General features: G+C 72.4%; 17 protein-coding genes and 1 rRNA gene. 13 read left to right on the top strand and 5 right to left on the bottom strand.

Features of this window, described 5'->3' with window-relative positions; genetic code table 11:
- Positions 1-14: 14 nt before the first annotated feature.
- Both BRM3_RS08010 and BRM3_RS08015 read right to left on the bottom strand, forming a co-directional pair.
- Positions 15-662 carry an MBL fold metallo-hydrolase gene (locus tag BRM3_RS08010; protein WP_263592809.1) on the bottom strand — a complete coding sequence of 216 codons (648 nt, stop codon included), beginning with the start codon at positions 660-662 and terminating at the stop codon, positions 15-17.
- Positions 659-1756, bottom strand: coding sequence for an S-(hydroxymethyl)mycothiol dehydrogenase (locus BRM3_RS08015; protein ID WP_263592810.1), 1098 nt, complete (start codon positions 1754-1756; stop codon positions 659-661). The genes BRM3_RS08010 and BRM3_RS08015 overlap by 4 nt, the downstream gene beginning before the upstream one ends.
- 124 nt (positions 1757-1880) lie before the next feature.
- On the opposite strand from BRM3_RS08015, the gene pheS reads away from it, so the two are divergent.
- Positions 1881-3011, top strand: a complete 1131-nt coding sequence (gene pheS / locus BRM3_RS08020) for a phenylalanine--tRNA ligase subunit alpha (RefSeq protein WP_396126891.1) — start codon at positions 1881-1883, stop codon at positions 3009-3011.
- Between the two features lies 1 nt (position 3012).
- Positions 3013-5610: a phenylalanine--tRNA ligase subunit beta gene (gene pheT, locus BRM3_RS08025; RefSeq protein ID WP_263592812.1), complete on the top strand. Its 2598-nt coding sequence runs from the start codon at positions 3013-3015 to the stop codon at positions 5608-5610.
- A gap of 80 nt (positions 5611-5690) precedes the next feature.
- Here the strand turns inward: pheT and BRM3_RS08030 are convergent, their stop codons facing one another.
- From BRM3_RS08030 to BRM3_RS08040, 3 genes are read right to left on the bottom strand one after another with little or no spacing between them, the layout of a single operon-like run.
- The gene (locus tag BRM3_RS08030; protein WP_263592813.1) at positions 5691-6065 is read right to left on the bottom strand and encodes a hypothetical protein; all 375 of its coding nucleotides are present in this window, start codon (positions 6063-6065) and stop codon (positions 5691-5693) included.
- A gap of 2 nt (positions 6066-6067) precedes the next feature.
- A complete protein-coding gene (locus BRM3_RS08035; protein WP_263592814.1) occupies positions 6068-7636 on the bottom strand; it encodes a hypothetical protein in 1569 nt (522 codons plus the stop codon).
- A 1-nt stretch (position 7637) separates the two neighbouring features.
- Positions 7638-8045, bottom strand: a complete 408-nt coding sequence (locus BRM3_RS08040) for an ATP-binding cassette domain-containing protein (RefSeq protein WP_263592815.1) — start codon at positions 8043-8045, stop codon at positions 7638-7640.
- Between BRM3_RS08040 and BRM3_RS08045 the strand changes: the two genes are divergently transcribed.
- The 11 genes from BRM3_RS08045 to BRM3_RS08095 all read left to right on the top strand — a co-directional run bounded on the left by BRM3_RS08045 (position 8044) and on the right by BRM3_RS08095 (position 21492).
- The gene (locus tag BRM3_RS08045; protein ID WP_263592816.1) at positions 8044-8781 is read left to right on the top strand and encodes an EndoS/ChiA family endoglycosidase; all 738 of its coding nucleotides are present in this window, start codon (positions 8044-8046) and stop codon (positions 8779-8781) included. The genes BRM3_RS08040 and BRM3_RS08045 overlap by 2 nt on opposite strands.
- 17 nt (positions 8782-8798) lie before the next feature.
- The gene (gene argC / locus BRM3_RS08050) at positions 8799-9917 is read left to right on the top strand and encodes an N-acetyl-gamma-glutamyl-phosphate reductase (protein ID WP_263592817.1); all 1119 of its coding nucleotides are present in this window, start codon (positions 8799-8801) and stop codon (positions 9915-9917) included.
- Between the two features lie 70 nt (positions 9918-9987).
- The gene (gene argJ, locus BRM3_RS08055) at positions 9988-11157 is read left to right on the top strand and encodes a bifunctional glutamate N-acetyltransferase/amino-acid acetyltransferase ArgJ (RefSeq protein WP_263592818.1); all 1170 of its coding nucleotides are present in this window, start codon (positions 9988-9990) and stop codon (positions 11155-11157) included.
- Positions 11154-12143 (top strand): acetylglutamate kinase, encoded by a 990-nt coding sequence (argB, locus tag BRM3_RS08060; protein ID WP_263592819.1) that lies wholly within the window; start codon positions 11154-11156, stop codon positions 12141-12143. The genes argJ and argB overlap by 4 nt, the downstream gene beginning before the upstream one ends.
- On the top strand, positions 12136-13449 hold the full coding sequence (locus BRM3_RS08065) for an acetylornithine transaminase (RefSeq protein ID WP_263592820.1): 1314 nt from the start codon (positions 12136-12138) through the stop codon (positions 13447-13449). Before argB ends, BRM3_RS08065 begins: the two co-directional genes overlap by 8 nt.
- Position 13450: 1 nt before the next feature.
- Positions 13451-14437 (top strand): ornithine carbamoyltransferase, encoded by a 987-nt coding sequence (gene argF / locus BRM3_RS08070; protein WP_263592821.1) that lies wholly within the window; start codon positions 13451-13453, stop codon positions 14435-14437.
- A complete protein-coding gene (locus tag BRM3_RS08075) occupies positions 14434-14970 on the top strand; it encodes an arginine repressor (RefSeq protein ID WP_263592822.1) in 537 nt (178 codons plus the stop codon). The genes argF and BRM3_RS08075 overlap by 4 nt, the downstream gene beginning before the upstream one ends.
- Positions 14971-15054: 84 nt before the next feature.
- Positions 15055-16311: an argininosuccinate synthase gene (locus tag BRM3_RS08080; protein ID WP_263592823.1), complete on the top strand. Its 1257-nt coding sequence runs from the start codon at positions 15055-15057 to the stop codon at positions 16309-16311.
- Positions 16308-17756 (top strand): argininosuccinate lyase, encoded by a 1449-nt coding sequence (gene argH / locus BRM3_RS08085; RefSeq protein ID WP_263592824.1) that lies wholly within the window; start codon positions 16308-16310, stop codon positions 17754-17756. The genes BRM3_RS08080 and argH overlap by 4 nt, the downstream gene beginning before the upstream one ends.
- Positions 17757-17926: 170 nt before the next feature.
- Positions 17927-19195, top strand: coding sequence for a tyrosine--tRNA ligase (tyrS, locus tag BRM3_RS08090; protein ID WP_263592825.1), 1269 nt, complete (start codon positions 17927-17929; stop codon positions 19193-19195).
- Positions 19196-19971: 776 nt separating this feature from the next.
- Positions 19972-21492: ribosomal RNA gene (locus BRM3_RS08095) — 16S ribosomal RNA — on the top strand.
- Positions 21493-21802: the final 310 nt, after the last annotated feature.

A 21802-nucleotide genomic window follows, 5' to 3' on the forward strand; every position in this document is an offset into this window, starting at 1 on the left:
CGGGGCAGGATCCCTCAGAGCCAGTCGCCCTCGGCCCGGGCCCGCTCCGCGCCGATCGTCGTGTCGGGCCCGTGGCCCGTGTGCACGACCGTGCCGAGGGGCAGCGTGAACAGCCGGTCGCGGATCGAGCCCTCGAGGGTCCCGCGGTCGGAGAACGAGCGTCCGGTCGCGCCGGGGCCGCCCTCGAACAGGGTGTCGCCGCTGAACAGCACGCCGAGCGCGGGCACGAGATAGCAGGTCGAGCCGGGGGAGTGGCCCGGGGTCGCGATCGCCTCGATGTCGACGCCCGCGACGGTGAAGACGTCCCCGTCGGCCACGTCGTCGTCCCAGGGCAGGTCGCCGTGGGTCAGGCTCCACACCTCGCGATCGGCGGGGGCCAGCAGCACAGGCGCCTCGAGCGCCGACGACAGCTCGGGGGCGAAGCGCACATGGTCGTCGTGGGCGTGGGTCAGGAGGATCCCGACGCACTCGCGCTCGCCCACCAGGTCGAGCACGGTGTCGACGTCGTGCGGGGCGTCGACGACGACGCACGTCTCGTCGTCGCCGAGGACCCACACGTTGTTCTCGACCTCGTGGGTCTCGCCGTCGAGGGTGAAGGTCCCGGCGGTCGTGGCGTGGTCGATGCGCACCCGCTCGGGCGCGGGGGGCGTCGGGGCGCTCATCGGGTGACCGCCACGGTGCGCAGCACGTCGCCCTCGTGCAGGGTCGACAGGGCATGGTCGACGCCCTCGAGGCCCACCGTGCCCGTCACGAAGCGCTCGAGCGGCAGCCGTCCTGCCAGGTGGAGGTCGACCAGGGTGGGGATGTCCCGCTCGGGCAGGCAGTCCCCGTACCACGAGGACATGAGCGCGCCGCCCCGGCTGAACACGTCGGCCAGCGGCACGGTCAGCTCGGCGCGGGGGCCCGGGACGCCGACGAGCACGACGCGGCCGGCGAGGTCGCGCGCGTAGAAGGCGGTCTCGTAGGTGGCTGGGAGGCCGACCGCGTCGATCACGACGTCGGCGCCGAAGCCGCCGGTCAGCTCCTGGACCCGCTCGACGATCTGGTCGCGCGAGAGGCCATGGGTGTCGAGCGTCGCGGTGGCCCCGAACTCCTCGGCCGCCGCGAGCTTCTTGGCGTCGATGTCGCACGCGATGATCGTGGTCGCGCCCGCGAGCGCCGCCCCCGCCACCGCCGCGCAGCCCACGCCGCCCAGCCCGATCACGGCCACGGACTCCCCGCGCTGCACGGCGCCCGTGTTCAGCGCCGCCCCGAGGCCGGCCATCACGCCGCAGCCGAGCAGCCCGGCGACCTCGGGCCGTGCCTGCTCGGACACTCGTGTGCACTGGCCCTCGTGGACGAGGGTCTTCTCGGCGAACGCGCCGATGCCGAGGGCCGCCTCGAGCTCGGTGCCGTCGGCGAGCGTCATCCTGCGCGAGGCGTTGTGCGTCGCGAAGCAGTACTGCGGCACGCCCTTGCGGCATGCGCGGCACTGTCCGCACACGGCGCGCCAGTTGAGCACGACGTAGTCGCCGACGGCCACGTGGGTCACCTCGTCGCCGATGAGCGCGACCCGCCCGGCGGCCTCGTGGCCCAGCAGGAACGGGAAGTCGTCGCTCACGTCGCCGTCGCGGTAGGCGAGGTCGGTATGGCACACCCCGCACGCCTCGACGTCGACCACGACGTCGTGGGGGCCGGGGTCGGGGATCACGATCTCGACGATCTCGGCGGGTCGCGCGGCACCGCGCGCGATGACGCCCTTCACGGACTGGGGCATGGGGCTCGCTCCTCGGCATCGGGTCTGGTGCGGCCAGCCTAACGAGCGCGCGGCGGCGGCGCCCCCGCCGCCGCTCCTAGAATGGACGCGGTCCTGCGACGCCCTGCGCCGCCCGCACATCCGGATGAAAGCGACTGACGTGCCCGACACCCCACCGAAGGCAGCCCCCGAGATCACCGAGGCGTCGATCTCCGCGGCCGTCGACGCCGCCCTCGAGGCCGTCGCCGCGGCCTCCACGACCGCCGAGCTGAAGCAGGTCCGCATCGAGCACGCCGGCGAGGCGTCGGTGATCGCGACCGCCAACGCCGCCATCAAGTCGCTCCCGCCCGCAGACCGCGCCGGCGCGGGCAAGCTCGTCGGCCAGGCCAAGGGGCGCGTCCACCAGGCGATCGCGGCCCGCCAGGCCGCGCTCGCCGCCGCCGAGGAGGAGGCCGCGCTCGCCTCCGAGACGGTGGACGTCACCCTGCCCACCGACCGTCGGCCCCGCGGGGCCCGCCACCCGCTCACGGTGCTCGCCGACCGCATCGCCGACGTGTTCATCGCGATGGGCTGGGAGATCGCCGAGGGGCCCGAGGTCGAGGCCGAGTGGTTCAACTTCGACGCGCTCAACTTCGACGCCGACCATCCGGCGCGCCAGATGCAGGACACGTTCTACGTCGCCGGTGCCGAGGGCCAGGACTCGAGCGGACAGGTGCTGCGCACGCACACCTCGCCGGTCCAGGCGCGCGCCCTCATCGAGCGCGGCGTGCCGCTGTACATCGCGTGCCCGGGCACCGTGTACCGCACGGACGAGCTCGACGCGACCCACACCCCTGTGTTCACGCAGGTCGAGGGGCTCGCGATCGACAAGGGGCTGACGATGGCTCACCTCGTCGGCACCCTCGACACCCTCGCCGAGCGCCTGTTCGGAGGCCAGCCGATCACGCGCCTGCGCCCCAGCTACTTCCCGTTCACCGAGCCGAGCGCCGAGATGGACTTCCGCTGCTTCAGCTGCGAGGCGCGACTCGGGCTCGACCACGATCCCGCGCCCGACTGCCGCGTGTGCGGCGGCACCGGCTGGATCGAGATGGGCGGCTGCGGCATGGTCAACCCCGCTGTGCTGCGCGCCTGCGGCGTGGACCCCGAGGAGTACCAAGGCTTCGCCTTCGGCCTCGGCATCGAGCGCATCCTCATGCTCCGCAACGGCGTGGCGGACATGCACGACATGGTGGAGGGCGACGTCCGCTTCTCCCAGCACTACGGGACGGAGATCTGACATGCCCCGCATTCCGCTGACCTGGCTCGGCGACCACGTCGAGCTGCCCGAGGACGTGACCGCCGAGTCGGTCGCCGCCGCCCTCGTGTCCGTCGGCCTCGAGGAGGAGGGGATCATCCCGGCCCAGGTGACGGGCCCCCTCGTCGTCGGGCGCGTCCTCGACCTCGTCAAGGAGCCGCAGAAGAACGGCAAGACCATCAACTGGTGCCGGGTCGACGTCGGCCCCGAGCACAACGAGGACCTCGACGACCCCAAGGACCCGCAGCCCGGGGACGAGCGTCCCAGCCGCGGCATCATCTGCGGCGCGCACAACTTCGAGCCCGGCGACCTCGTGATCGTGTCCCTGCCCGGGACCGTGCTGCCCGGCCCGTTCCCGATCGCGGCCCGCAAGACCTACGGCCACCTCTCCGACGGCATGATCTGCTCGGCCGCCGAGCTCGGCCTCGGCGACGGGGCGGGCGACGAGGCCGCGGGCATCCTCGTGGTCGGCCGCGGCAGCCTCGCCGGGGTCCGGGCGGAGCCCGGCGACGACGCGATCGCGCTGCTCGGCCTCGGCGACGAGGTCGTCGAGATCAACGTGACCCCCGATCGCGGCTATGCGTTCTCCCTGCGCGGCGTCGCACGGGAGTACTCCCACGCGACCGGGCGCCCCTTCACCGACCCCGCCGGCGAGGTCACGCCCGCCCAGGGCGGCCGCGGCGGACTGCCGGTGCAACTGCGCGACGAGGCCCCGATCCGCGGTCACCTCGGCTGCACGCGCTTCGTGGCCGTCGAGGTGCGCGGCATCGATCCCGCCGCCCCCACGCCGCGGTGGATGCGCCAGCGCCTCACCCAGGCCGGCATGCGCCCCCTCTCGCTCGTCGTCGACGTGACCAACTACGTCATGCTCGATCTCGGCCAGCCGTTGCACGCCTACGACTCCCACCGCCTCGTCGGCCCGATCACGGTGCGCCGCGCCCAGGCGGGCGAGCGTCTCGAGACGCTCGACGACAAGCCCCGCGACCTCGACCCCGAGGACCTCGTGATCGCCGACTTCGGCGGCGAGGGCGGCACCGACCGGGCCATCGGCATCGCCGGCGTCATGGGGGGCGCCTCGACCGAGGTGTCCTCCGAGACCGTCAACGTGATCCTCGAGGCCGCGACCTTCGACCCCGTCACCGTCGCCCGGTCGGCCCGGCGTCACCGGCTGCCATCCGAGGCGTCCAAGCGCTTCGAGCGCGGCGTCGACCCGCTGCTGCCGCCCGTCGCGGCGCAGCGCGCCGCCGAGCTCATCGTGCGCTACGGCGGCGGGCAGATCGATCCGCGCGTGACCGACGAGCGCGTCGACGGGGCGCCCGCGCCGCGGGAGACGATCGAGCTGCCGCTCGGCGACGCCGAACGGCTCGTCGGCGTGGCCTACACGCCCGAGCAGGTGCGCGGCAGTCTCGAGATGATCGGCTGCGTCGTCGAGGGCGAGGACCCGTTGCGCGTGACCCCGCCGAGCTGGCGCGGCGACCTCACGATCCGCGAGGACCTGATCGAGGAGATCGCGCGCCTCGTCGGCTACGACACGATCCCCTCGGTGCTCCCGCAGGCGCCGGGCGGGCGCGGCCTCACGCGCCTCCAGCGGGGCCGGCGCAGCGCGCGCACCGCGCTCGCCGAGGACGGCCTCGTCGAGGTCACGTCGTACCCCTTCGTCTCCGCGAGCGTGTTCGACGAGCTCGGCCTGCCCGCCGACGACGATCGGCGCCGAGCCGTGCGGCTGGCCAACCCGATCGCGGAGGACGAGCCGCTGCTGCGCACCGACCTGCTCGAGACGCTGCTGCCGACGGCCCGGCGCAACCTGGGCCGCGGCGAGGAGTCGATCGCGATCTTCCAGCTCGCCCCCGCCTTCCTCGCGCGACCGGGTGCGCCCGTCGCCCCGCTCCCGGGTGTCGAGGGGCTCCCCGCCCCCGCGGAGCTCGCGGCGATCGACGACGCCCTGCCGCTCCAGCCCACCCAGGCGGCCGCGGTGGTCGCCGGCCCGCGGAGCCCCGCCTCGTGGTGGGGTGCCGAGGGCGACTGGGGGTGGGCCGACGCGCTCGACCTCGCGCACCGCACGGCGGCGGCCGTGGGCGCCGAGATCCAGCCCGCCGCCGTCGAACGCGCCCCGTTCCATCCGGGACGCGGCGCCGAGCTGCGCGGCGCCGAGGGCACCGTCCTCGGGTACGCGGGCGAGCTGCACCCCCGCGTCGTGACCGCCTTCGGCCTGCCCGCCCGGGGGGCCGCGATGGTCCTCGACGTCGACGCGCTCATCGCGAGCGCCCCCGACGTGGTCCGCGCCGAGCCGGTCTCGACGTACCCGGTCGCCAAGGAGGACTTCGCGTTCGTCGTCGGCGAGACGGTGCCCGCGATCGCGGTCGAGGCCGCGCTCGCCGCGGGCATCGGCGACGTGCTCGAGAGCGTGCGCCTGTTCGACGTCTACACCGGCGAGCAGCTGGGCGCGGGCATGAAGTCCCTCGCCTTCGCGGTGCGCCTGCGGTCGGCGACGGGGACCCTGTCCGCCGAGGAGATCCGCGCCGCCCGCGACCGTGCGATCGCGGCGGTCGACGCCGCGGTCGGAGGCGTCCTGCGCGCCTGACGGCTCGTGCTGTGCGCACATGAGGCCCGCACCCCGGGGGCGCCGTCCCGGGGCTGCGGGCCTCATCCGCGCCCCGACGATCAGGTGCGGCGCAGATCGGCCGGCCCCGGACGGGCGCCGAGGCCCAGGGCCGAGACGGCCGCGACGAGCACGGAGCCCACGAGCGCGCCCACGGCGGCGAGGCCCAGGTATCCCGTGGGCCGGGTGAGAGCCTCGTCGGCCCGGGCGCCGATGTCGCCCACGTCGATGTACGCCGTCGCGATCACATGGCCCACCACGAGCGCGCCCGCGGCGCCGACCAGGAGCGGGATCGCGACCTCGACGGCGTGCGCCGAGCGCACCACGCCGACCGGCACGCCGGCCAGTCGCATCCGTGCCGTCTCCCGCCGCCGCTCGACGACACGGTCGACGAGGACCAGCAGGAAGCCGCCGAGCCCGATCGAGAGCACGACCACGCTCAGCAGGCGATGCTGTCGACGAGGTGCCGGATCTGCAGGTACTCGCCCAGATCCCATCCGCTGCTCGGGCGCAGGCCGAGGTCGGCGAGCTGTCCGTCGAGCCCCGGACGCGGATCGGCCGTGACGGTCGCAGTGCGCTCGGTGAAGCGCTGCAGCTCGGCAGGAGCGAGCAGGGAGCGGGGCACGAACAGGGCCCCCCGTGCCTGGTCGACCCAGGACGTCGCGGTCCTCGCGACGGTGAGGGCGGTGGTGCTCGGCTCGACCGCCGCGATCGGCGAGCCGAGCGCACCGGTGTCGTGATCGGCGGAGAATAGCTCGAGCGATCCCGCCGGAGGATCACCCCGTCCCGCCCACGGCGGCCCGATCCACGCGGCGCGGTCGTCGCGGCAGCCGGTCAGCCCGGGCTGCATGACCTCCAGCTCGGCACACGTCGTGATCAGCACGCGGGCCCGCCCCTCGGGATCCGCCCAGGACGAGTCGGGGAGCGAGGTCTCCGCCAGGACCGCGATCGCGACCTCGCGTACGCCGCCGGCCCGTGCCGCACGATCACGCAGGGCGTCCTCGTCCATGCCCTCGGGCACGTAGACCTCCGCGCGGGCCTCGACCGTGCGACCGTGCTCGACGGCCGCGTACTGCGGGACCGAGATGAAGACGGCGATGAGCCCCTGGGCCGCCGTGGACACGACGAGGGCGATCAGCAGCGCGGAGTAGATCCGGGTGAGCGTCCCCGGCTGCGCCTGGAGCCGACGTCCCGCGATCACGGCGGCCGGACGCCGCAGGCGCACGAGGCCCCCGGCGAGCAGGCGCACCGCGAGCGGGGGCACGAGCACGACGCCGAGCGCCGCGAGAGCCGCCCCTCCCAGCAGAAGACCCGTGACGGTCGTGGTGGGCGCGGTGGCGCGGTGCGCGAGCCGGATGCACCCGGCGAGCGCACCGAGCCCGGCGAGGAGGGGCAGCAGGCGCCAGAGCCGCGCCCGCGCGACGATCGGGCCCCGCGCGCGGCTCAGATCCGTCGCGGAGGAGCCGCGCCGGGCGATCGCGCCGCCTCCCGCGATGAGGACCGGGACCGCGAGGCTCAATGCGAGGCCAGGGGCCGACAGGGAGAGCGCCGTCGGCTCGATCCCGACCGCCCGGGCGCCGAGGCCTCGGAGCGCGGGTGCGAGGACGAGGGCGAGCGCGAGCCCGATCGCCCAGCCGCCGAGAGCCCACGGCAGGGTCTCTCCCGCGCCGACCGCCGCGAGCTGCGAGCGGGACAGGCCGGGCAGGTGCAGCCGTGCGAGACGCTCGCCGCGCAGGGCGGCGGACATCCGACCGCTCGCCGCGGCGAGCGCGAGCACGGGCAGGACGACCGCGAGCACGACGGCACCGACGAGGACCTGACCGGGCACGGTGCTCGCGGTCGAGGCCGACGGGACGGGCGCAGCCTCCATCGCGCGGGCGACGGCGACGATCGCGAGCACGGCGAGGGTGCCGCCCGCGGCCACCACGAGCATGACCACGGAGCGCAGTCTCCCGTGCGCTGTCGCGCGGGTGCCGAGCCGCCATCCGAGCGCCGCGGCGCGGCGCATCTCAGCCCACCACCCGTCCGTCGCGCATCGTGATCAGACGGTCCAGGTAGGCGGCCACCCGGTTGTCGTGCGTGACCACGACGAGACCCGTGCCGAGATCGGAGGCGCTGTCCGTGAGCGCCTCCATCACCCCGGAGGCCGTCGCGGAGTCGAGAGCACCGGTCGGCTCGTCGGCGAGCTGGAGAGCGGGCTCGGGGGCGAGGGCGCGGGCCACCGCGGCGCGCTGCGCCTGGCCGCCGGAGACCTCGTGTGCGCGACGATCGGCGACCTCGGCGATGTCGAGCCGCTCCAGCAGCCCGGCCGCCCGGCGGGCGCTCTCGGCGCGGGGAGCGCCGAGCAGGTCGAGCGGCAGGGCGATGTTCTCGCGGAGCGTGAGCTCCCCGATCAGGTCGCCGAACTGGAAGACCATGCCGACCTCCCCGAGGCGCCATCGCGAGCGCCGACGGTCCGAGAGGGCGCAGATCTCCTCGCCGAGCACGGCGGTCGCGCGCACGGTGGACGTCGGCCGGATCCTCGACCCCGCCTTCCCCGACTCTCCCGCGGGCCATCGCGCCAACGCGGAGCATCTCGTGGAGACCGTCGTGCGCGCGCACGGCCTCGACGGGCTGGACGTGGACATGGAACGACGGCTCACCCCGGCTCAGGCCGACCGCGCCGCAGCGGTCTTCGCGGAGCTGGGACGCCACCTCGGTCGCGCGAGCGGGAACGGCTCCCTGCTGATCTACGACACCAACCTGGACGGCGACGAGCCCGTGTTCGCGGCCAGTGCGGCCCTGTTCGACTACGTGCTCGAGCAGTCGTACGGGCGCGACCCGCTGGGCCTGGAGGCGACGTGGGCGACGTTCGCGCCGCACATCCCTCCCTCGCGCTACCTGATCGGCTTCTCGTACTACGAGGAGTTCGACCGCAACCTCTGGGACGACGCCTCCGAGCCGTTCGAGGACTCGCGGGCCGTCCCTACGCCGACTGGCAGCCGAGCGACGGACCCAAGGCGGGCATCTTCTCCTATGCCGTGGACCGGGACGGCGCGCCGTTCCTCGACGACACGGTGCGCCGCACCGACTACGGCTGGACCCGGCGCCTCGGCGACCGTCTGCGGGTGTGACGGGGGCCGACACCCGCTCGTATTGATGAAATTGCAGTAGCATGTATAATCTTGCGCATGCCTGTCTCGTCGTCCGCCGGTCCCGCCCCTGCGCCCGCCACCCGCCGCTTCCGCGCCGCCGTGGTCGGCGCCTCCGGGTACGCCGGGGGCGAGACGCTCCGCCTCCTGAGCGGGCACCCGCACATCGAGGTCACGACGGTCACCGCCCACTCGAGCGTGGGCAGGCTGCTGTCCGAGGTCGCACCGCACGTGGACCTCGGCGCCGACCTCGAGCTCGTGGAGACCACGGCCGAGAACCTGTCGGGCCATGACCTCGTGGTCCTCGCCCTCCCGCACGGCCAGTCGGGCGGCCTCGCCGCCGAGCTGAGGCAGCGCGACCCGGACGTCCTGGTGCTGGACCTCGGGGCGGACCATCGCCTCGAGAGCTCCGAGGACTGGCAGGAGTACTACGGGAGCGAGCACGCGGGCACCTGGACCTACGGCATGCCGGAGCTGCCGCTCGCCGCCGACGACCCGACGGCGGCCGTGCGGCAGCGCGAGCTGCTGCGGGACACGCGGCAGATCGCCGTGCCGGGATGCAACGCGACCGCCGTGACCCTCGCCCTCGCGCCGCTCGTGCGGGCCGGCCTCGTGGACCCCGGCGCCCTGAACGCCGTGCTGCCCGTCGGCTACTCGGGCGCGGGGCGATCGCCCAAACCCCACCTCCTGTTCAGCGAGGCCACCGGTGGAGCCGCCCCGTACGGCGTGGGCGGCACCCACCGGCACATCCCGGAGATCCTCCAGAACCTCCGCCGCGCCTCCGGGGTCACCGACGCCCGGCTCACCTTCACCCCCGTGCTCGTGCCCATGAGCCGCGGCATCCTCGCGGTCGTCACGGCTCCGGCCGCCGACGGCGCGCACGAGGAGGATCTGCTGGGCGCCCTCGCCGCGGACTACGCCGACGAGCACTTCGTGCAGGTCCTGCCCGCCGGGCGCTTCCCGAGCACGCAGCAGGTGGTCGGCGCGAACACCGTGCGCATCGGCGCCACCGTGGACCGACGATCCGGGCAGGCGACCGTCATCGCCGCGATCGACAACCTGGTCAAGGGGACCGCCGGTGCGGCCGTGCAGTCCCTGAACCTCGCCCTGGGGATCCCGGAGACCGCGGGTCTGACCCGCACCGCGCTGGCTCCCTGAGCCCGCCGCCCCGGCCTGTCGCCTCCCACCGCCGCCCCGGCCCCGCGCCGCCCCTCACCCTGGAGAACCCATGTCCGTCACCGCCCCTCAGGGCTTCCGTGCCGCCGGCGTCGCCGCCGGGCTCAAGTCGACCGGCGCCCGCGACCTCGCCCTCGTCGTCAACGACGGGCCGCTCGACGTGGCCGCCGCGGTGTTCACCGCCAACCGCGTCCAGGCCGCCCCCGTGCAGTGGTCGCGCCAGGCCGTCGCGGACGGCCGGGCCCGCGCCGTCGTCCTCAACTCCGGCGGCGCCAACGCCTGCACCGGGCCTGAGGGCTTCGCCGACACCCACCGCACCGCCGAGCACCTCGCCGCCCGGCTCGACGTCTCCGCGCAGGACGTGCTCGTGTGCTCGACCGGACTCATCGGCGAGCGCCTCCCGATGGGCCCGCTGCTCGAGGGCGCCGACGCCGCCTCCGCGGCCCTCGCGACCGGCGACGAGGCGGGCCTGGACGCCGCCCGGGCCATCATGACGACCGACACCGTGCACAAGACGGCGAGCACGACCACGCCCTCGGGCGCCGTCGTCGGCGGCATGGCCAAGGGCGCCGGCATGCTCGCCCCGCAGCTCGCGACCATGCTCGTCGTGATCACCACCGACGCGGTGGTCGACGCCGCGACCGCCCGCGGCGCGCTGGCCGAGGCGACCGCGCACACCTTCGACCGGGTCGACTCCGACGCGTGCATGTCCACCAACGACACCGTCATCCTGCTCGCCTCCGGCGCGAGCGGCGTGACCCTCGACCGCGACGAGCTCACGGCCGGCGTGCGCGAGGTCGCCGCGACGCTGGCCCGGGCCCTTGTCGCCGACGCCGAGGGCGCGAGCCACGACGTGCACGTCGTCGTGCGCTCCGCGAGCTCCGAGGATGCCGCGCTCGCCGTCGCCCGCGAGATCGCCCGCTCGAACCTCGTCAAGGCCGCGATCTTCGGCAACGACCCCAACTGGGGGCGCATCGTCGCGGCGGCCGGCTGCGTCCCCGAGCACGTCGCCCCCTTCGATCCCGAGCACCTGTCGGTGCGGGTCAACGGGGTCGAGGTGTGCCGCGACGGCGGCGTCGGCGAGGACCGCTCGCTCGTCGACATGACCCCGCGCGAGACCCTCATCGAGGTCGACCTCGCCGCCGGCGACGCAGCGGGCGACATCTGGACCAACGACCTCACCCACGACTACGTCGAGGAGAACAGCGCGTACTCGTCATGACCGATCAGCCGCAGCCCCCCAGCGTCGACCCCGAGGCCACCGCGCCCCGCACCGTCGGCAAGAACCCGCTCGCCCAGCTCGACGCCGCCCGCGAGGACGCGCGCGCCAAGTCCGAGGTGCTCATCGAGGCCCTGCCCTGGATGCAGCGCTTCGCGGGCACCATCGTCGTCGTCAAGTACGGCGGCAACGCCATGGTCGACGACTGCCTCAAGCGCGCCTTCGCCGCCGACATGGTGTTCATGCGCCAGGCCGGCCTGCACCCCGTCGTCGTGCACGGCGGGGGGCCCCAGATCAACGCGATGCTCGAGCGCCTCGGCGTCGCCTCGGAGTTCCGCGGCGGCCTGCGGGTGACGACCGAGGAGACGATGGACATCGTCCGCATGGTCCTCGTGGGCCAGGTCGGGCGCGAGCTCGTCGGCCTCATCAACGCCCACGGGCCCTACGCCGTCGGCATGTCCGGGGAGGACGCGCGGCTGCTCCAGGCCACCCGGCGCGGCACGGTGGTCGACGGCGAGGACGTCGACCTCGGCCACGTCGGCCAGATCGTCGCCGTCGACCCGGCCGCGATCCAGGACGTGCTGCGGAGCGGTCGCATCCCCGTCGTCTCGTCGATCGCGCCCGAGGTCGACGGCGAGGGCACGCCCACCGGCGCCGTCCTCAACATCAACGCCGACACCGCGGCGGGCGCGCTCGCCGTCGGCCTGGACGCCGAGAAGCTCGTGGTCCTCACCGACATCGAGGGGCTCTACCGCAGCTGGCCCGATCGGGGCTCGCTCATCCCCGAGATCAGCGCGAGCGAGCTGCGCGACATGCTCCCCGCGCTCACCGCGGGCATGATCCCCAAGGCGCAGGCGCTGCTCGACGCCGTCGACGCCGGTGTCCACACCGCCGCCATGATCGACGGCCGCATCGAGCACGCCGCCCTGCTCGAGGTGTTCACCACCAAGGGCGTGGGCACGATGGTCAGGAGGGACGACTATGTCTGATCTGTCCGAGCAGGCACCCGGAGACGCGCAGGCGCGCTCGGCGACGGGGGCGGGCGCCTGGACCCGCCAGGGCGACCTCGCCGAGCGCTACGCCGACGCGATGATCCCCGTGTTCGGTGCCCCGCAGCGGGTGCTCGTGCGCGGCGAGGGCCCCTACGTCTGGGACGACCAGGGCAGGAAGTACCTCGACCTGCTCGGCGGGATCGCCGTCAACGCCCTCGGGCACGGCCACCCCGCGCTCGTGCAGGCCCTCGTCAAGCAGGGCGAGTCGCTCGCGCACGTCTCCAACTTCTTCGCGACCGCGCCGCAGATCGAGCTCGCCGAGACGCTGCTGGCCCTTGCGCACGCCCCCGCCGGGTCCGGCGTCTTCTTCGCCAACTCCGGGACCGAGGCCAACGAGGCGGCGTTCAAGCTCGCCCGCCGCCACGGCGGCGCCGACCGCCCGCGCATCCTCGCGCTCGAGAACTCCTTCCACGGCCGCACCATGGGGGCGCTCGCCCTCACCTCGAAGGCCGCCTACCGCGAGCCCTTCGAGCCCCTGCCCGGCGGCGTCGAGTTCCTGGAGCCCGAGGACGAGGACGCGCTGGCCCGCGCACTGGCCCCCGGCGACGTCGCCGCCATGTTCGCCGAGCCCATCCAGGGCGAGGCGGGCGTGCGGCCGCTCAGCCCCGACTACCTGCGCGCCCTGCGCCGCGAGACCGCGCGCACCGGAACCCTGCTGATCCTCGACGAGGTGCAGTCCGGGATCGCGCGCACGGGCCGGTGGTTCGCGCACCAGGCGGTCGAGGGCGTCGTGCCGGACGCCATGACGCTCGCCAAGGGCCTCGGCGGCGGCTTCCCGCTCGGCGCGCTCGTCGCCTTCGGTCCCGAGGTGCGCGGGCTGCTCACCGCCGGCCAGCACGGCACGACCTTCGGCGGCAACCCGCTCGGCGCCGCCGTCTCCCTCTCCGTGCTCGGCACGATCGCGGAGGAGGGCCTGGCCGACCACGCCCGCGAGGTCGGGGCGGCCTTCGCCGCCGAGGTGATGGCCCTGCACGACCCCCGCATCACCGAGGTGCGCGGCGCCGGGCTCCTGCTCGGCATCGGCCTCACCGAGCCCGTGGCCCCCCAGCTCGCGGCCGCCGCCCTCGACGCCGGCTTCATCGTCAACGCCCCCAACCCGACCACGATCCGCCTGGCCCCGCCGCTCATCGTCACCGGCGAGCAGCTCGCGACCTTCACGGTCGCCCTCGGGCCGCTGCTGGATCAGGTCGCCCCCACCCCCGACCGCCGCCCGACCGGCGCCGACCCCGCAGGAGAGCACTGACATGCCCCGCCACTTCCTCCGTGACGACGACCTAGCGCCCGCCGAGCAGAAGCAGGTCCTCCTGCTCGCGGCCGACCTCGCCGCCGACCGCTTCGCCCGCCGCCCCTTCGCCGGTCCCCGCACGGTCGCGATCATGTTCGACAAGTCCTCGACGCGCACCCGGGTGTCCTTCGCGACGGGCGTCGCCGAGCTCGGCGGCAGCCCGCTCGTGATCGAGGCCGGGTCGAGCCAGCTCGGACGCGGCGAGTCGATCGCCGACACCACGCGCGTGCTCACCCGGCAGGTGTCGACGATCGTGTGGCGCACCTTCGGCCAGGAGCGCCTCGAAGAGATGGCGGCCCACGCCACCGTGCCCGTCATCAACGCGCTCACCGACGAGTTCCACCCGTGCCAGATCCTCGCCGACCTGCTGACGATCGCCCAGCACGCCGGTGGCGTCGCCGAGGGGGACGCCGCGCTCGCCGGGCGCTCGATGGCCTATCTCGGCGACGGCGCCAACAACATGGCCCACTCCTATCTGCTCGGCGGGGCCACCGCCGGCATGGACGTGCGCATCGCCTCGCCCGCGAGCCACCGCCCCGATCCCGCCGTGCTCGAGCGCGCCGAGCAGATCGCGGCGACGACCGGCGGCTCCGTGCTCGTCACCGACGACCCGGCCGCCGCGGTCGCGGGCGTCGACGCCGTCCTCACCGACACCTGGGTCTCGATGGGCCAGGAGGGGGAGTCCGGGCGCGATGCCGAGACCTTCTCCGCCTACCGCGTGACCGACGAGCTGATGGACCGGGCCGGGGCCTCCGCCGTCTTCCTGCACTGCCTGCCCGCCTATCGGGGCAAGGAGGTCGACGCCTCCGTGATCGACTCGGCGCGCTCAGTCGTCTGGGACGAGGCCGAGAACCGCCTGCACGCCCAGAAGGCGCTCATGACGTGGCTCGTCGACCACCCCGACGAGGCCACGGCGCCGCACGCCCGCTCGGGGGAGACCGCATGAGCGCCGCCGACCCGGCGCTGCGCGCGCCCCAGACCAAGACCTCCCGGCAGCGACGGATCGTCGAGCTGCTGACCCGCCAGGAGGTCGGCTCCCAGGCGCAGCTCGCCGACCTGCTCGCGAGCGAGGGCCTCGCCGTCACCCAGGCCACGCTCTCGCGCGACCTCGTCGAGCTGCGCGCCGAGAAGGTCCGCGGCAGCTCCGGCGCCCTCGTCTACCAGGTGCCGCCCGAGGGGCCCGATCCGCGCGGGCGCTCGCTCAACGTCACGACCGAGCAGCTCGCCTCCCAGCTGTCTCGCCTGTGCGAGGAGCTGCTCGTCTCCGCCGATTCGAGCGGTAACCTCGTCGTCGTGCGCACGCCGCCGGGGGCCGCCCAGTTCCTGGCCTCCGCCGTGGACCGGTCGGTGCTCCCGGGAGTGCTCGGGACCATCGCCGGGGACGACACCATCCTCCTGATCACGCGGGGCGTCGACGAGGGCAGCGACCTCGCCCGACGCCTGCTCCGCCTCGCCGACCCCCGCCACGACGGCGCCTGACCCCTGCTCCCGCCGGCCCGCCCCGCGCGACCGGCCCTCACCGACCCCCGTGCCCCTCGGGCCCGACGCAAAGGAGAACCCTCCGTGACCGAACGCATCGTCCTCGCCTACTCCGGCGGCCTCGACACCTCCGTGGCCATCGGCTGGATCCACGACGCCACCGGCGCCGACGTCATCGCCTGCGCGGTCGACGTCGGCCAGGGCGGCGAGGACCTCGAGGTGGTCCGCCAGCGCGCCCTCGACTGTGGCGCCGTCGAGGCGTACGTCGCCGACGCCCGCGACGAGTTCGCCGAGGAGTACTGCATGCCGGCGCTCAAGGCCAACGCCCTCTACATGGACGCCTACCCCGTGGTCTCGGCGATCTCGCGCCCCGTCATCACCAAGCACCTCGTGCGCGCGGCCAAGCAGTTCGGCGCGAGCACCGTCGCCCACGGCTGCACCGGCAAGGGCAACGACCAGGTGCGCTTCGAGGTCTCGATCACCTCGCTCGCGCCCGAGCTCAAGTGCATCGCCCCCGTGCGCGACCTCGCGCTCACGCGCGACCGCGCGATCGAGTACGCCGAGCGCAAGCAGCTGCCGATCGCGACGACCAAGAACAACCCGTTCTCGATCGACCAGAACGTGTGGGGCCGCGCCATCGAGACCGGCTTCCTCGAGGACATCTGGAACGAGCCGACCAAGGACGTCTACAACTACACCGACGACCCGGCCTTCCCGCCCGTCGCCGACGAGGTCGTGATCGGCTTCGAGCAGGGCGTGCCCGTGACGATCGACGGCCGCCCCGTCACCCCGCTCCAGGCGATCCAGGAGATGAACCGCCGGGCCGGCGCCCAGGGCATCGGCCGGATCGACATCGTCGAGGACCGCCTCGTGGGCATCAAGTCCCGCGAGGTCTACGAGGCCCCGGGCGCGATGGCCCTGATCACGGCGCACCAGGAGCTCGAGCGGGTCACCCTCGAGCGCGAGCAGGGCCGCTTCAAGCGCCAGGTGGGCGACCGCTGGACCGAGCTCGTCTACGACGGCCAGTGGTTCTCTCCGCTCAAGCAGTCCCTCGACGCGTTCATCGAGGACACCCAGCGCTACGTCTCCGGCGAGATCCGGCTGTCGCTGCACGGCGGCCGCGCGACCGTCACCGGGCGCCGCTCCGAGACGAGCCTGTACGACTTCTCGCTCGCCACCTACGACGAGGGCGACGCGTTCGACCAGTCCCAGGCCAAGGGCTTCATCGAGATCTACGGCCTCGCGGCCAAGCAGGCCGCGGCGCGCGACGTCGCGTTCGGCAACGGCGCGGACCTCACGGTCGACGCCGCCCCGGCCGCCGGGTCCGAGGGGGCCCGGTGACGGCGGGGCCCGAGGACGGCGCCCCCGCCGAGCGCCTCGCGCTGTGGGGCGGCCGCTTCGGCTCCGGCCCCGCGGCCGCGCTCGCCGCCCTGTCGAAGTCCACGCACTTCGACTGGCGCCTGGCGCCCTATGACGTCCGCGGCTCGAAGGCCCACGCCCACGTGCTGCACGCCGCGGGGCTCCTGGACGACGAGGAGCTCGCGACGATGCAGGGAGCGCTCGACCAGCTGGCCGCGGACGTCGCCTCGGGCGCCTTCGTGGCCGCCGCCGACGACGAGGACGTGCACACCGCCCTCGAGCGCGGCCTGATCGAGCGGGCGGGCCCCGCGGTCGGCGGCAAGCTGCGCGCCGGCCGCTCGCGCAACGACCAGATCGCGACCCTGATCCGACTGTTCGTGCGCGACCAGGCCCGCGTCGTCGGCGCCGCCGTGCTCGACCTCGTGGACGTGCTGCAGGCGCGCGCCGTCGAGGTGCACGGCGCCCCGATGCCCGGCCGCACCCATCTCCAGCACGCCCAGCCGGTGCTGCTGAGCCACCACCTGCTGGCCCATGCGTGGCCGCTCCTGCGGGACGTCGAGCGCCTGCGGGACCTCGACGAGCGCGCGGCCGTGAGCCCCTACGGCTCGGGCGCGCTGGCCGGGTCCTCGCTCGGCCTCGACCCCGAGGCCGTCGCCGCCGAGCTCGGCTTCGCCGGCTCGGTGTGGAACTCGATCGACGGCACCGCCTCGCGCGACGTCGCCGCCGAGTTCTCCTTCGTGCTCGCGATGATCGCGATCGACGTCTCCCGGCTCGCCGAGGAGATCATCCTGTGGAACACCAAGGAGTTCTCGTTCATCACGCTCGACGACGCCTACTCCACGGGCTCGTCGATCATGCCGCAGAAGAAGAACCCCGACATCGCCGAGCTCGCGCGCGGCAAGGCGGGGCGCGTGATCGGCGACCTGACAGGCCTGCTCACGACCCTCAAGGCGCTGCCGCTCGCGTACAACCGCGACCTCCAGGAGGACAAGGAGCCGATCTTCGACCAGGTCGACTCCGTGATGCTCGTGCTGCCGGCCTTCACGGGCATGGTCGCGACCCTCGTGTTCCACACCGACCGGATGGCGGCCCTGGCACCGCAGGGCTTCTCGCTCGCGACCGACATCGCCGACCACCTGGTGCGCCAGGGGGTCGCCTTCCGGGACGCCCACGAGATCTCCGGGGCGTGCGTGCGGGTGGCCGAGGAGCAGGACAAGGAGCTGTGGGACCTCACGGACGAGGAGTTCGCCGCGATCTCCCCGCACCTCGACGCCTCCGTGCGCGCCGTGCTCACCGTGGACGGCTCGATCGCCTCGCGCGACGCCAAGGGCGGGACCGCGCCCGTGCGCGTCGCGGAGCAGGAGCAGGAGGCGGCGGCGCAGAGCACCAGACTGCGCGCCTTCACGGGCGCCGGCGCCCTCGCCTGACGACCCCGTCGGGGCGCACGGCGCCGCGGGGCCGGAATGGAGATGTCGCACGCGCCGTGCCCTGCGACAATGGGCGCGGCCGAGACGATCGGCCGTGCCCGCCCCGCCCGCCGGACGGGGCAGGCGGCCGCCGCAGCGGCCGCCATCCGCATCGAGAGGACACCCGAGCAATGCAGACCATCCTGGACGACCTCGAGACACGAGGACTCGTCGTGCAGACCACCGGGCGCGAGGCGCTCGGGCAGGCTCTCGCGGATGGACCGGTCTCCCTGTATTGCGGCTTCGACCCCACGGCCTCGTCGCTGCACGTAGGTCATCTGACGCAGGTGCTCACGATGCGGCGCTTCCAGCTGGCCGGACATCGCCCGTACGCCCTCGTCGGCGGGGCCACCGGGCTCATCGGCGACCCCCGGATGACGGGGGAGCGCGTGCTCCATGACGCGAGCGTCGTCGAGGGCTGGGTCCAGAACCTGCGCGACCAGATCTCCCGCCTCGTGGACCTCGACGGCGAGTTCGGGGTGCGCATGGTCAACAACCTCGACTGGATCGGGCAGATGAGCGCCCTGGAGCTCCTGCGCGACATCGGCAAGAACTACCGCATGGGCACGATGCTCGCCAAGGAGACCGTGGCGAGACGCCTCGCGAGCGACGAGGGGATCAGCTACACCGAGTTCAGCTACCAGATCCTGCAGGGCATCGACTTCCTCGAGCTCCACCGGCGCCACGGGGTCACGCTCCAGTACGGGGGCAACGACCAGTGGGGCAACCTGCTGTCCGGGGTGGACCTCGTGCGCAAGACGGACGGCGACGAGGTGCACGCGATGACCACGCCCCTCGTCACGAAGGCCGACGGGCAGAAGTTCGGCAAGTCCGAGGGCGGCGCCGTCTGGCTCGACCCGGACCAGACCTCGCCGTACGCCTTCCACCAGTTCTGGCTCAACGCCGCGGACGCCGATGTCGTCGCCTACCTGCGGTACTTCACGTTCCGCGACCCCGACGACATCGCCGAGCTCGAGCGGCTGACCCGGGAGGAGCCGCAGCGCCGCGCGGCCCAGCGTGCGCTCGCCGACGATCTGACCACGCTCGTGCACGGCCGACGCGCCACCGACCAGGCCGTCGAGGCGGCCGCGGTCCTGTTCGGGCGAGGGGACGTGCGCTCCCTCGACGAGCAGACCGTGCAGGCGGTGGCCCGGGAGCTGCCGCAGAGCACCCTGGCCCGGTCGACATCGCTCCTCGACGCCTTCGTCGCGTCCGGGATCGTGACCTCCAAGGGCGAGGCACGCCGCGCCGCCGGCCAGTCCGGCCTCACCGTCAACGGCGAGCCGGTGTCGGTGGACGGACTCGCCGGCCCGCTCGAGGACGTCGCTCCGCTGCCGGGCGGCCGTGTGCTGCTGCGGCGAGGCCGCAAGTCCGCCGCGATGGTCGCGCTCGCGCCCTGATCGCAGGTCCCGTCGTCCCGCGATCCATCGCCGAACACACCCGCGAGGCCGCCGGTTCCCCAAGGGAGCCGGCGGCCTTCGTCGTCCGCGGGGCCCTTGCGCAGGGAGTCGGAGCGTGCCCGATGAGGGGGATCCGGGACGCCCCTGGCAGACGGTGCGGCGTCGACGCAAATCCGTGTGAAGCGGCCCTCAGCCCCAGGTCACACACCGCTGGACACAAGGGGCGACCCGCGCATACGAAGCGCCGTGACCTGCACATTCGTCGGGGATGGGGGCGCTACAGGTCGCCCGGGGCCGGTTTGACGGTCGCTTCGCCAGACCCGTAATGTCTTCCCTTGTCAGCCGGTGAGGCGGACGGAAAGAAGGGCCGAGGGGCTCGCCGAGAGCGAGACCGGAAGCCCGACGGGACGTCCACTGCACGGAGGACTCGATCCCTCGGGATCGACCGCGGGTCCGCGGAGCGAGGCACATCCATGAGGATGCCGCAGCGTGACGGGGACCACACGGAGCGGAGTTGCAACGGCCCGCGAAGCACTGCTAGAGTAGTGACTCGCGCCGGGACGACGAAGCACAAAAGTCGGAACGGGTATCCGGACCGGCGCCACCGAGCCTCTGAGCCGGACCGAGAACTTCGGATTCGGTGACGATGTGCGCGTGTTGTTTGAGATCTCAATAGCGTGTCTGTTTGTTGATGCCAAATGTTTGTTTGGCAGTTTATTGGACAGCAGCAGTTTTTACTGGCTGTTCGTTTTTACTGCCGGGATTGTTTTCATTTTTTGATGGAGAGTTTGATCCTGGCTCAGGACGAACGCTGGCGGCGTGCTTAACACATGCAAGTCGAACGATGATGACCGGGCTTGCCTGGTCTGATTAGTGGCGAACGGGTGAGTAACACGTGAGTAACCTGCCCCTCACTCTGGGATAACCTCGGGAAATCGTGGCTAATACCGGATATGAGCTCCTACTGCATGGTGGGGGTTGGAAAGTTTTTCGGTGAGGGATGGACTCGCGGCCTATCAGTTTGTTGGTGAGGTAATGGCTCACCAAGGCGATGACGGGTAGCCGGCCTGAGAGGGCGACCGGCCACACTGGGACTGAGACACGGCCCAGACTCCTACGGGAGGCAGCAGTGGGGAATATTGCACAATGGGCGAAAGCCTGATGCAGCGACGCCGCGTGGGGGATGACGGCCTTCGGGTTGTAAACCTCTTTCAGCAGGGAAGAAGCGAAAGTGACGGTACCTGCAGAAGAAGCGCCGGCTAACTACGTGCCAGCAGCCGCGGTAATACGTAGGGCGCAAGCGTTGTCCGGAATTATTGGGCGTAAAGAGCTTGTAGGTGGCTTGTCGCGTCTGCCGTGAAAATCCAGGGCTCAACCCTGGACGTGCGGTGGGTACGGGCAGGCTAGAGTGTGGTAGGGGAGACTGGAACTCCTGGTGTAGCGGTGAAATGCGCAGATATCAGGAAGAACACCGATGGCGAAGGCAGGTCTCTGGGCCATTACTGACACTGAGAAGCGAAAGCATGGGGAGCGAACAGGATTAGATACCCTGGTAGTCCATGCCGTAAACGTTGGGCACTAGGTGTGGGGAACATTCCACGTTTTCCGCGCCGTAGCTAACGCATTAAGTGCCCCGCCTGGGGAGTACGGCCGCAAGGCTAAAACTCAAAGGAATTGACGGGGGCCCGCACAAGCGGCGGAGCATGCGGATTAATTCGATGCAACGCGAAGAACCTTACCAAGGCTTGACATGCACCGGACAGCTGCAGAGATGTGGCCTTCTTTGGACTGGTGCACAGGTGGTGCATGGTTGTCGTCAGCTCGTGTCGTGAGATGTTGGGTTAAGTCCCGCAACGAGCGCAACCCTCGTTCCATGTTGCCAGCGCGTAATGGCGGGGACTCATGGGAGACTGCCGGGGTCAACTCGGAGGAAGGTGGGGACGACGTCAAATCATCATGCCCCTTATGTCTTGGGCTTCACGCATGCTACAATGGCCGGTACAAAGGGTTGCGATACTGTGAGGTGGAGCGAATCCCAAAAAGCCGGTCTCAGTTCGGATTGGGGTCTGCAACTCGACCCCATGAAGTCGGAGTCGCTAGTAATCGCAGATCAGCAACGCTGCGGTGAATACGTTCCCGGGCCTTGTACACACCGCCCGTCAAGTCACGAAAGTCGGTAACACCCGAAGCCAGTGGCCCATCCCTTGTGGGGGGAGCTGTCGAAGGTGGGATCGGTGATTGGGACTAAGTCGTAACAAGGTAGCCGTACCGGAAGGTGCGGCTGGATCACCTCCTTTCTAAGGAGCTACACCAAGTATTGGTGGCCGCTTGCACGACCGTTCGTGTCGTGGGTGGTTGCTCAAGGGTGGAACATCAACGAATAGGCGCTTCACTGTCATGGTGGCAGGTCACGAGTACGGTTCCTTCGGGGATCTGGAAGGTGGCTGGCTGTCATGGGGGTTTGAGGTGGAGGCACGCTATTGGGTTTTGAGGCTGCACGCGCATCCTGCTTCTCCTGTTGGGAGGGTGGGTGTGTGTGGCTGGTCCTCCCCGTCATCGGGATCGCCTGTGTGGTGATGCTGGTGGGGGTGTGGGGTTGTTCTTTGA

Source organism: Brachybacterium huguangmaarense (genome assembly GCF_025725725.1).
Taxonomy (GTDB): domain Bacteria; phylum Actinomycetota; class Actinomycetes; order Actinomycetales; family Dermabacteraceae; genus Brachybacterium; species Brachybacterium huguangmaarense.

Coding starts and splice junctions, on each gene's coding strand:
- BRM3_RS08065 (WP_263592820.1), top strand. CDS start 12,136: ATGTCTGATCTGTCCGAGCAGGCACCCGGAGACGCGCAGGCGCGCTCG.
- argB (WP_263592819.1), top strand. CDS start 11,154: ATGACCGATCAGCCGCAGCCCCCCAGCGTCGACCCCGAGGCCACCGCG.
- BRM3_RS08035 (WP_263592814.1), bottom strand. CDS start 7,636: ATGCGCCGCGCCGCGGCGCTCGGATGGCGGCTCGGCACCCGCGCGACA.
- argF (WP_263592821.1), top strand. CDS start 13,451: ATGCCCCGCCACTTCCTCCGTGACGACGACCTAGCGCCCGCCGAGCAG.
- BRM3_RS08045 (WP_263592816.1), top strand. CDS start 8,044: ATGCCGACCTCCCCGAGGCGCCATCGCGAGCGCCGACGGTCCGAGAGG.
- BRM3_RS08010 (WP_263592809.1), bottom strand. CDS start 662: ATGAGCGCCCCGACGCCCCCCGCGCCCGAGCGGGTGCGCATCGACCAC.
- pheS (WP_396126891.1), top strand. CDS start 1,881: ATGAAAGCGACTGACGTGCCCGACACCCCACCGAAGGCAGCCCCCGAG.
- argJ (WP_263592818.1), top strand. CDS start 9,988: ATGTCCGTCACCGCCCCTCAGGGCTTCCGTGCCGCCGGCGTCGCCGCC.
- tyrS (WP_263592825.1), top strand. CDS start 17,927: ATGCAGACCATCCTGGACGACCTCGAGACACGAGGACTCGTCGTGCAG.
- pheT (WP_263592812.1), top strand. CDS start 3,013: ATGCCCCGCATTCCGCTGACCTGGCTCGGCGACCACGTCGAGCTGCCC.
- BRM3_RS08040 (WP_263592815.1), bottom strand. CDS start 8,045: ATGGTCTTCCAGTTCGGCGACCTGATCGGGGAGCTCACGCTCCGCGAG.
- BRM3_RS08075 (WP_263592822.1), top strand. CDS start 14,434: ATGAGCGCCGCCGACCCGGCGCTGCGCGCGCCCCAGACCAAGACCTCC.
- argC (WP_263592817.1), top strand. CDS start 8,799: ATGCCTGTCTCGTCGTCCGCCGGTCCCGCCCCTGCGCCCGCCACCCGC.
- BRM3_RS08015 (WP_263592810.1), bottom strand. CDS start 1,756: ATGCCCCAGTCCGTGAAGGGCGTCATCGCGCGCGGTGCCGCGCGACCC.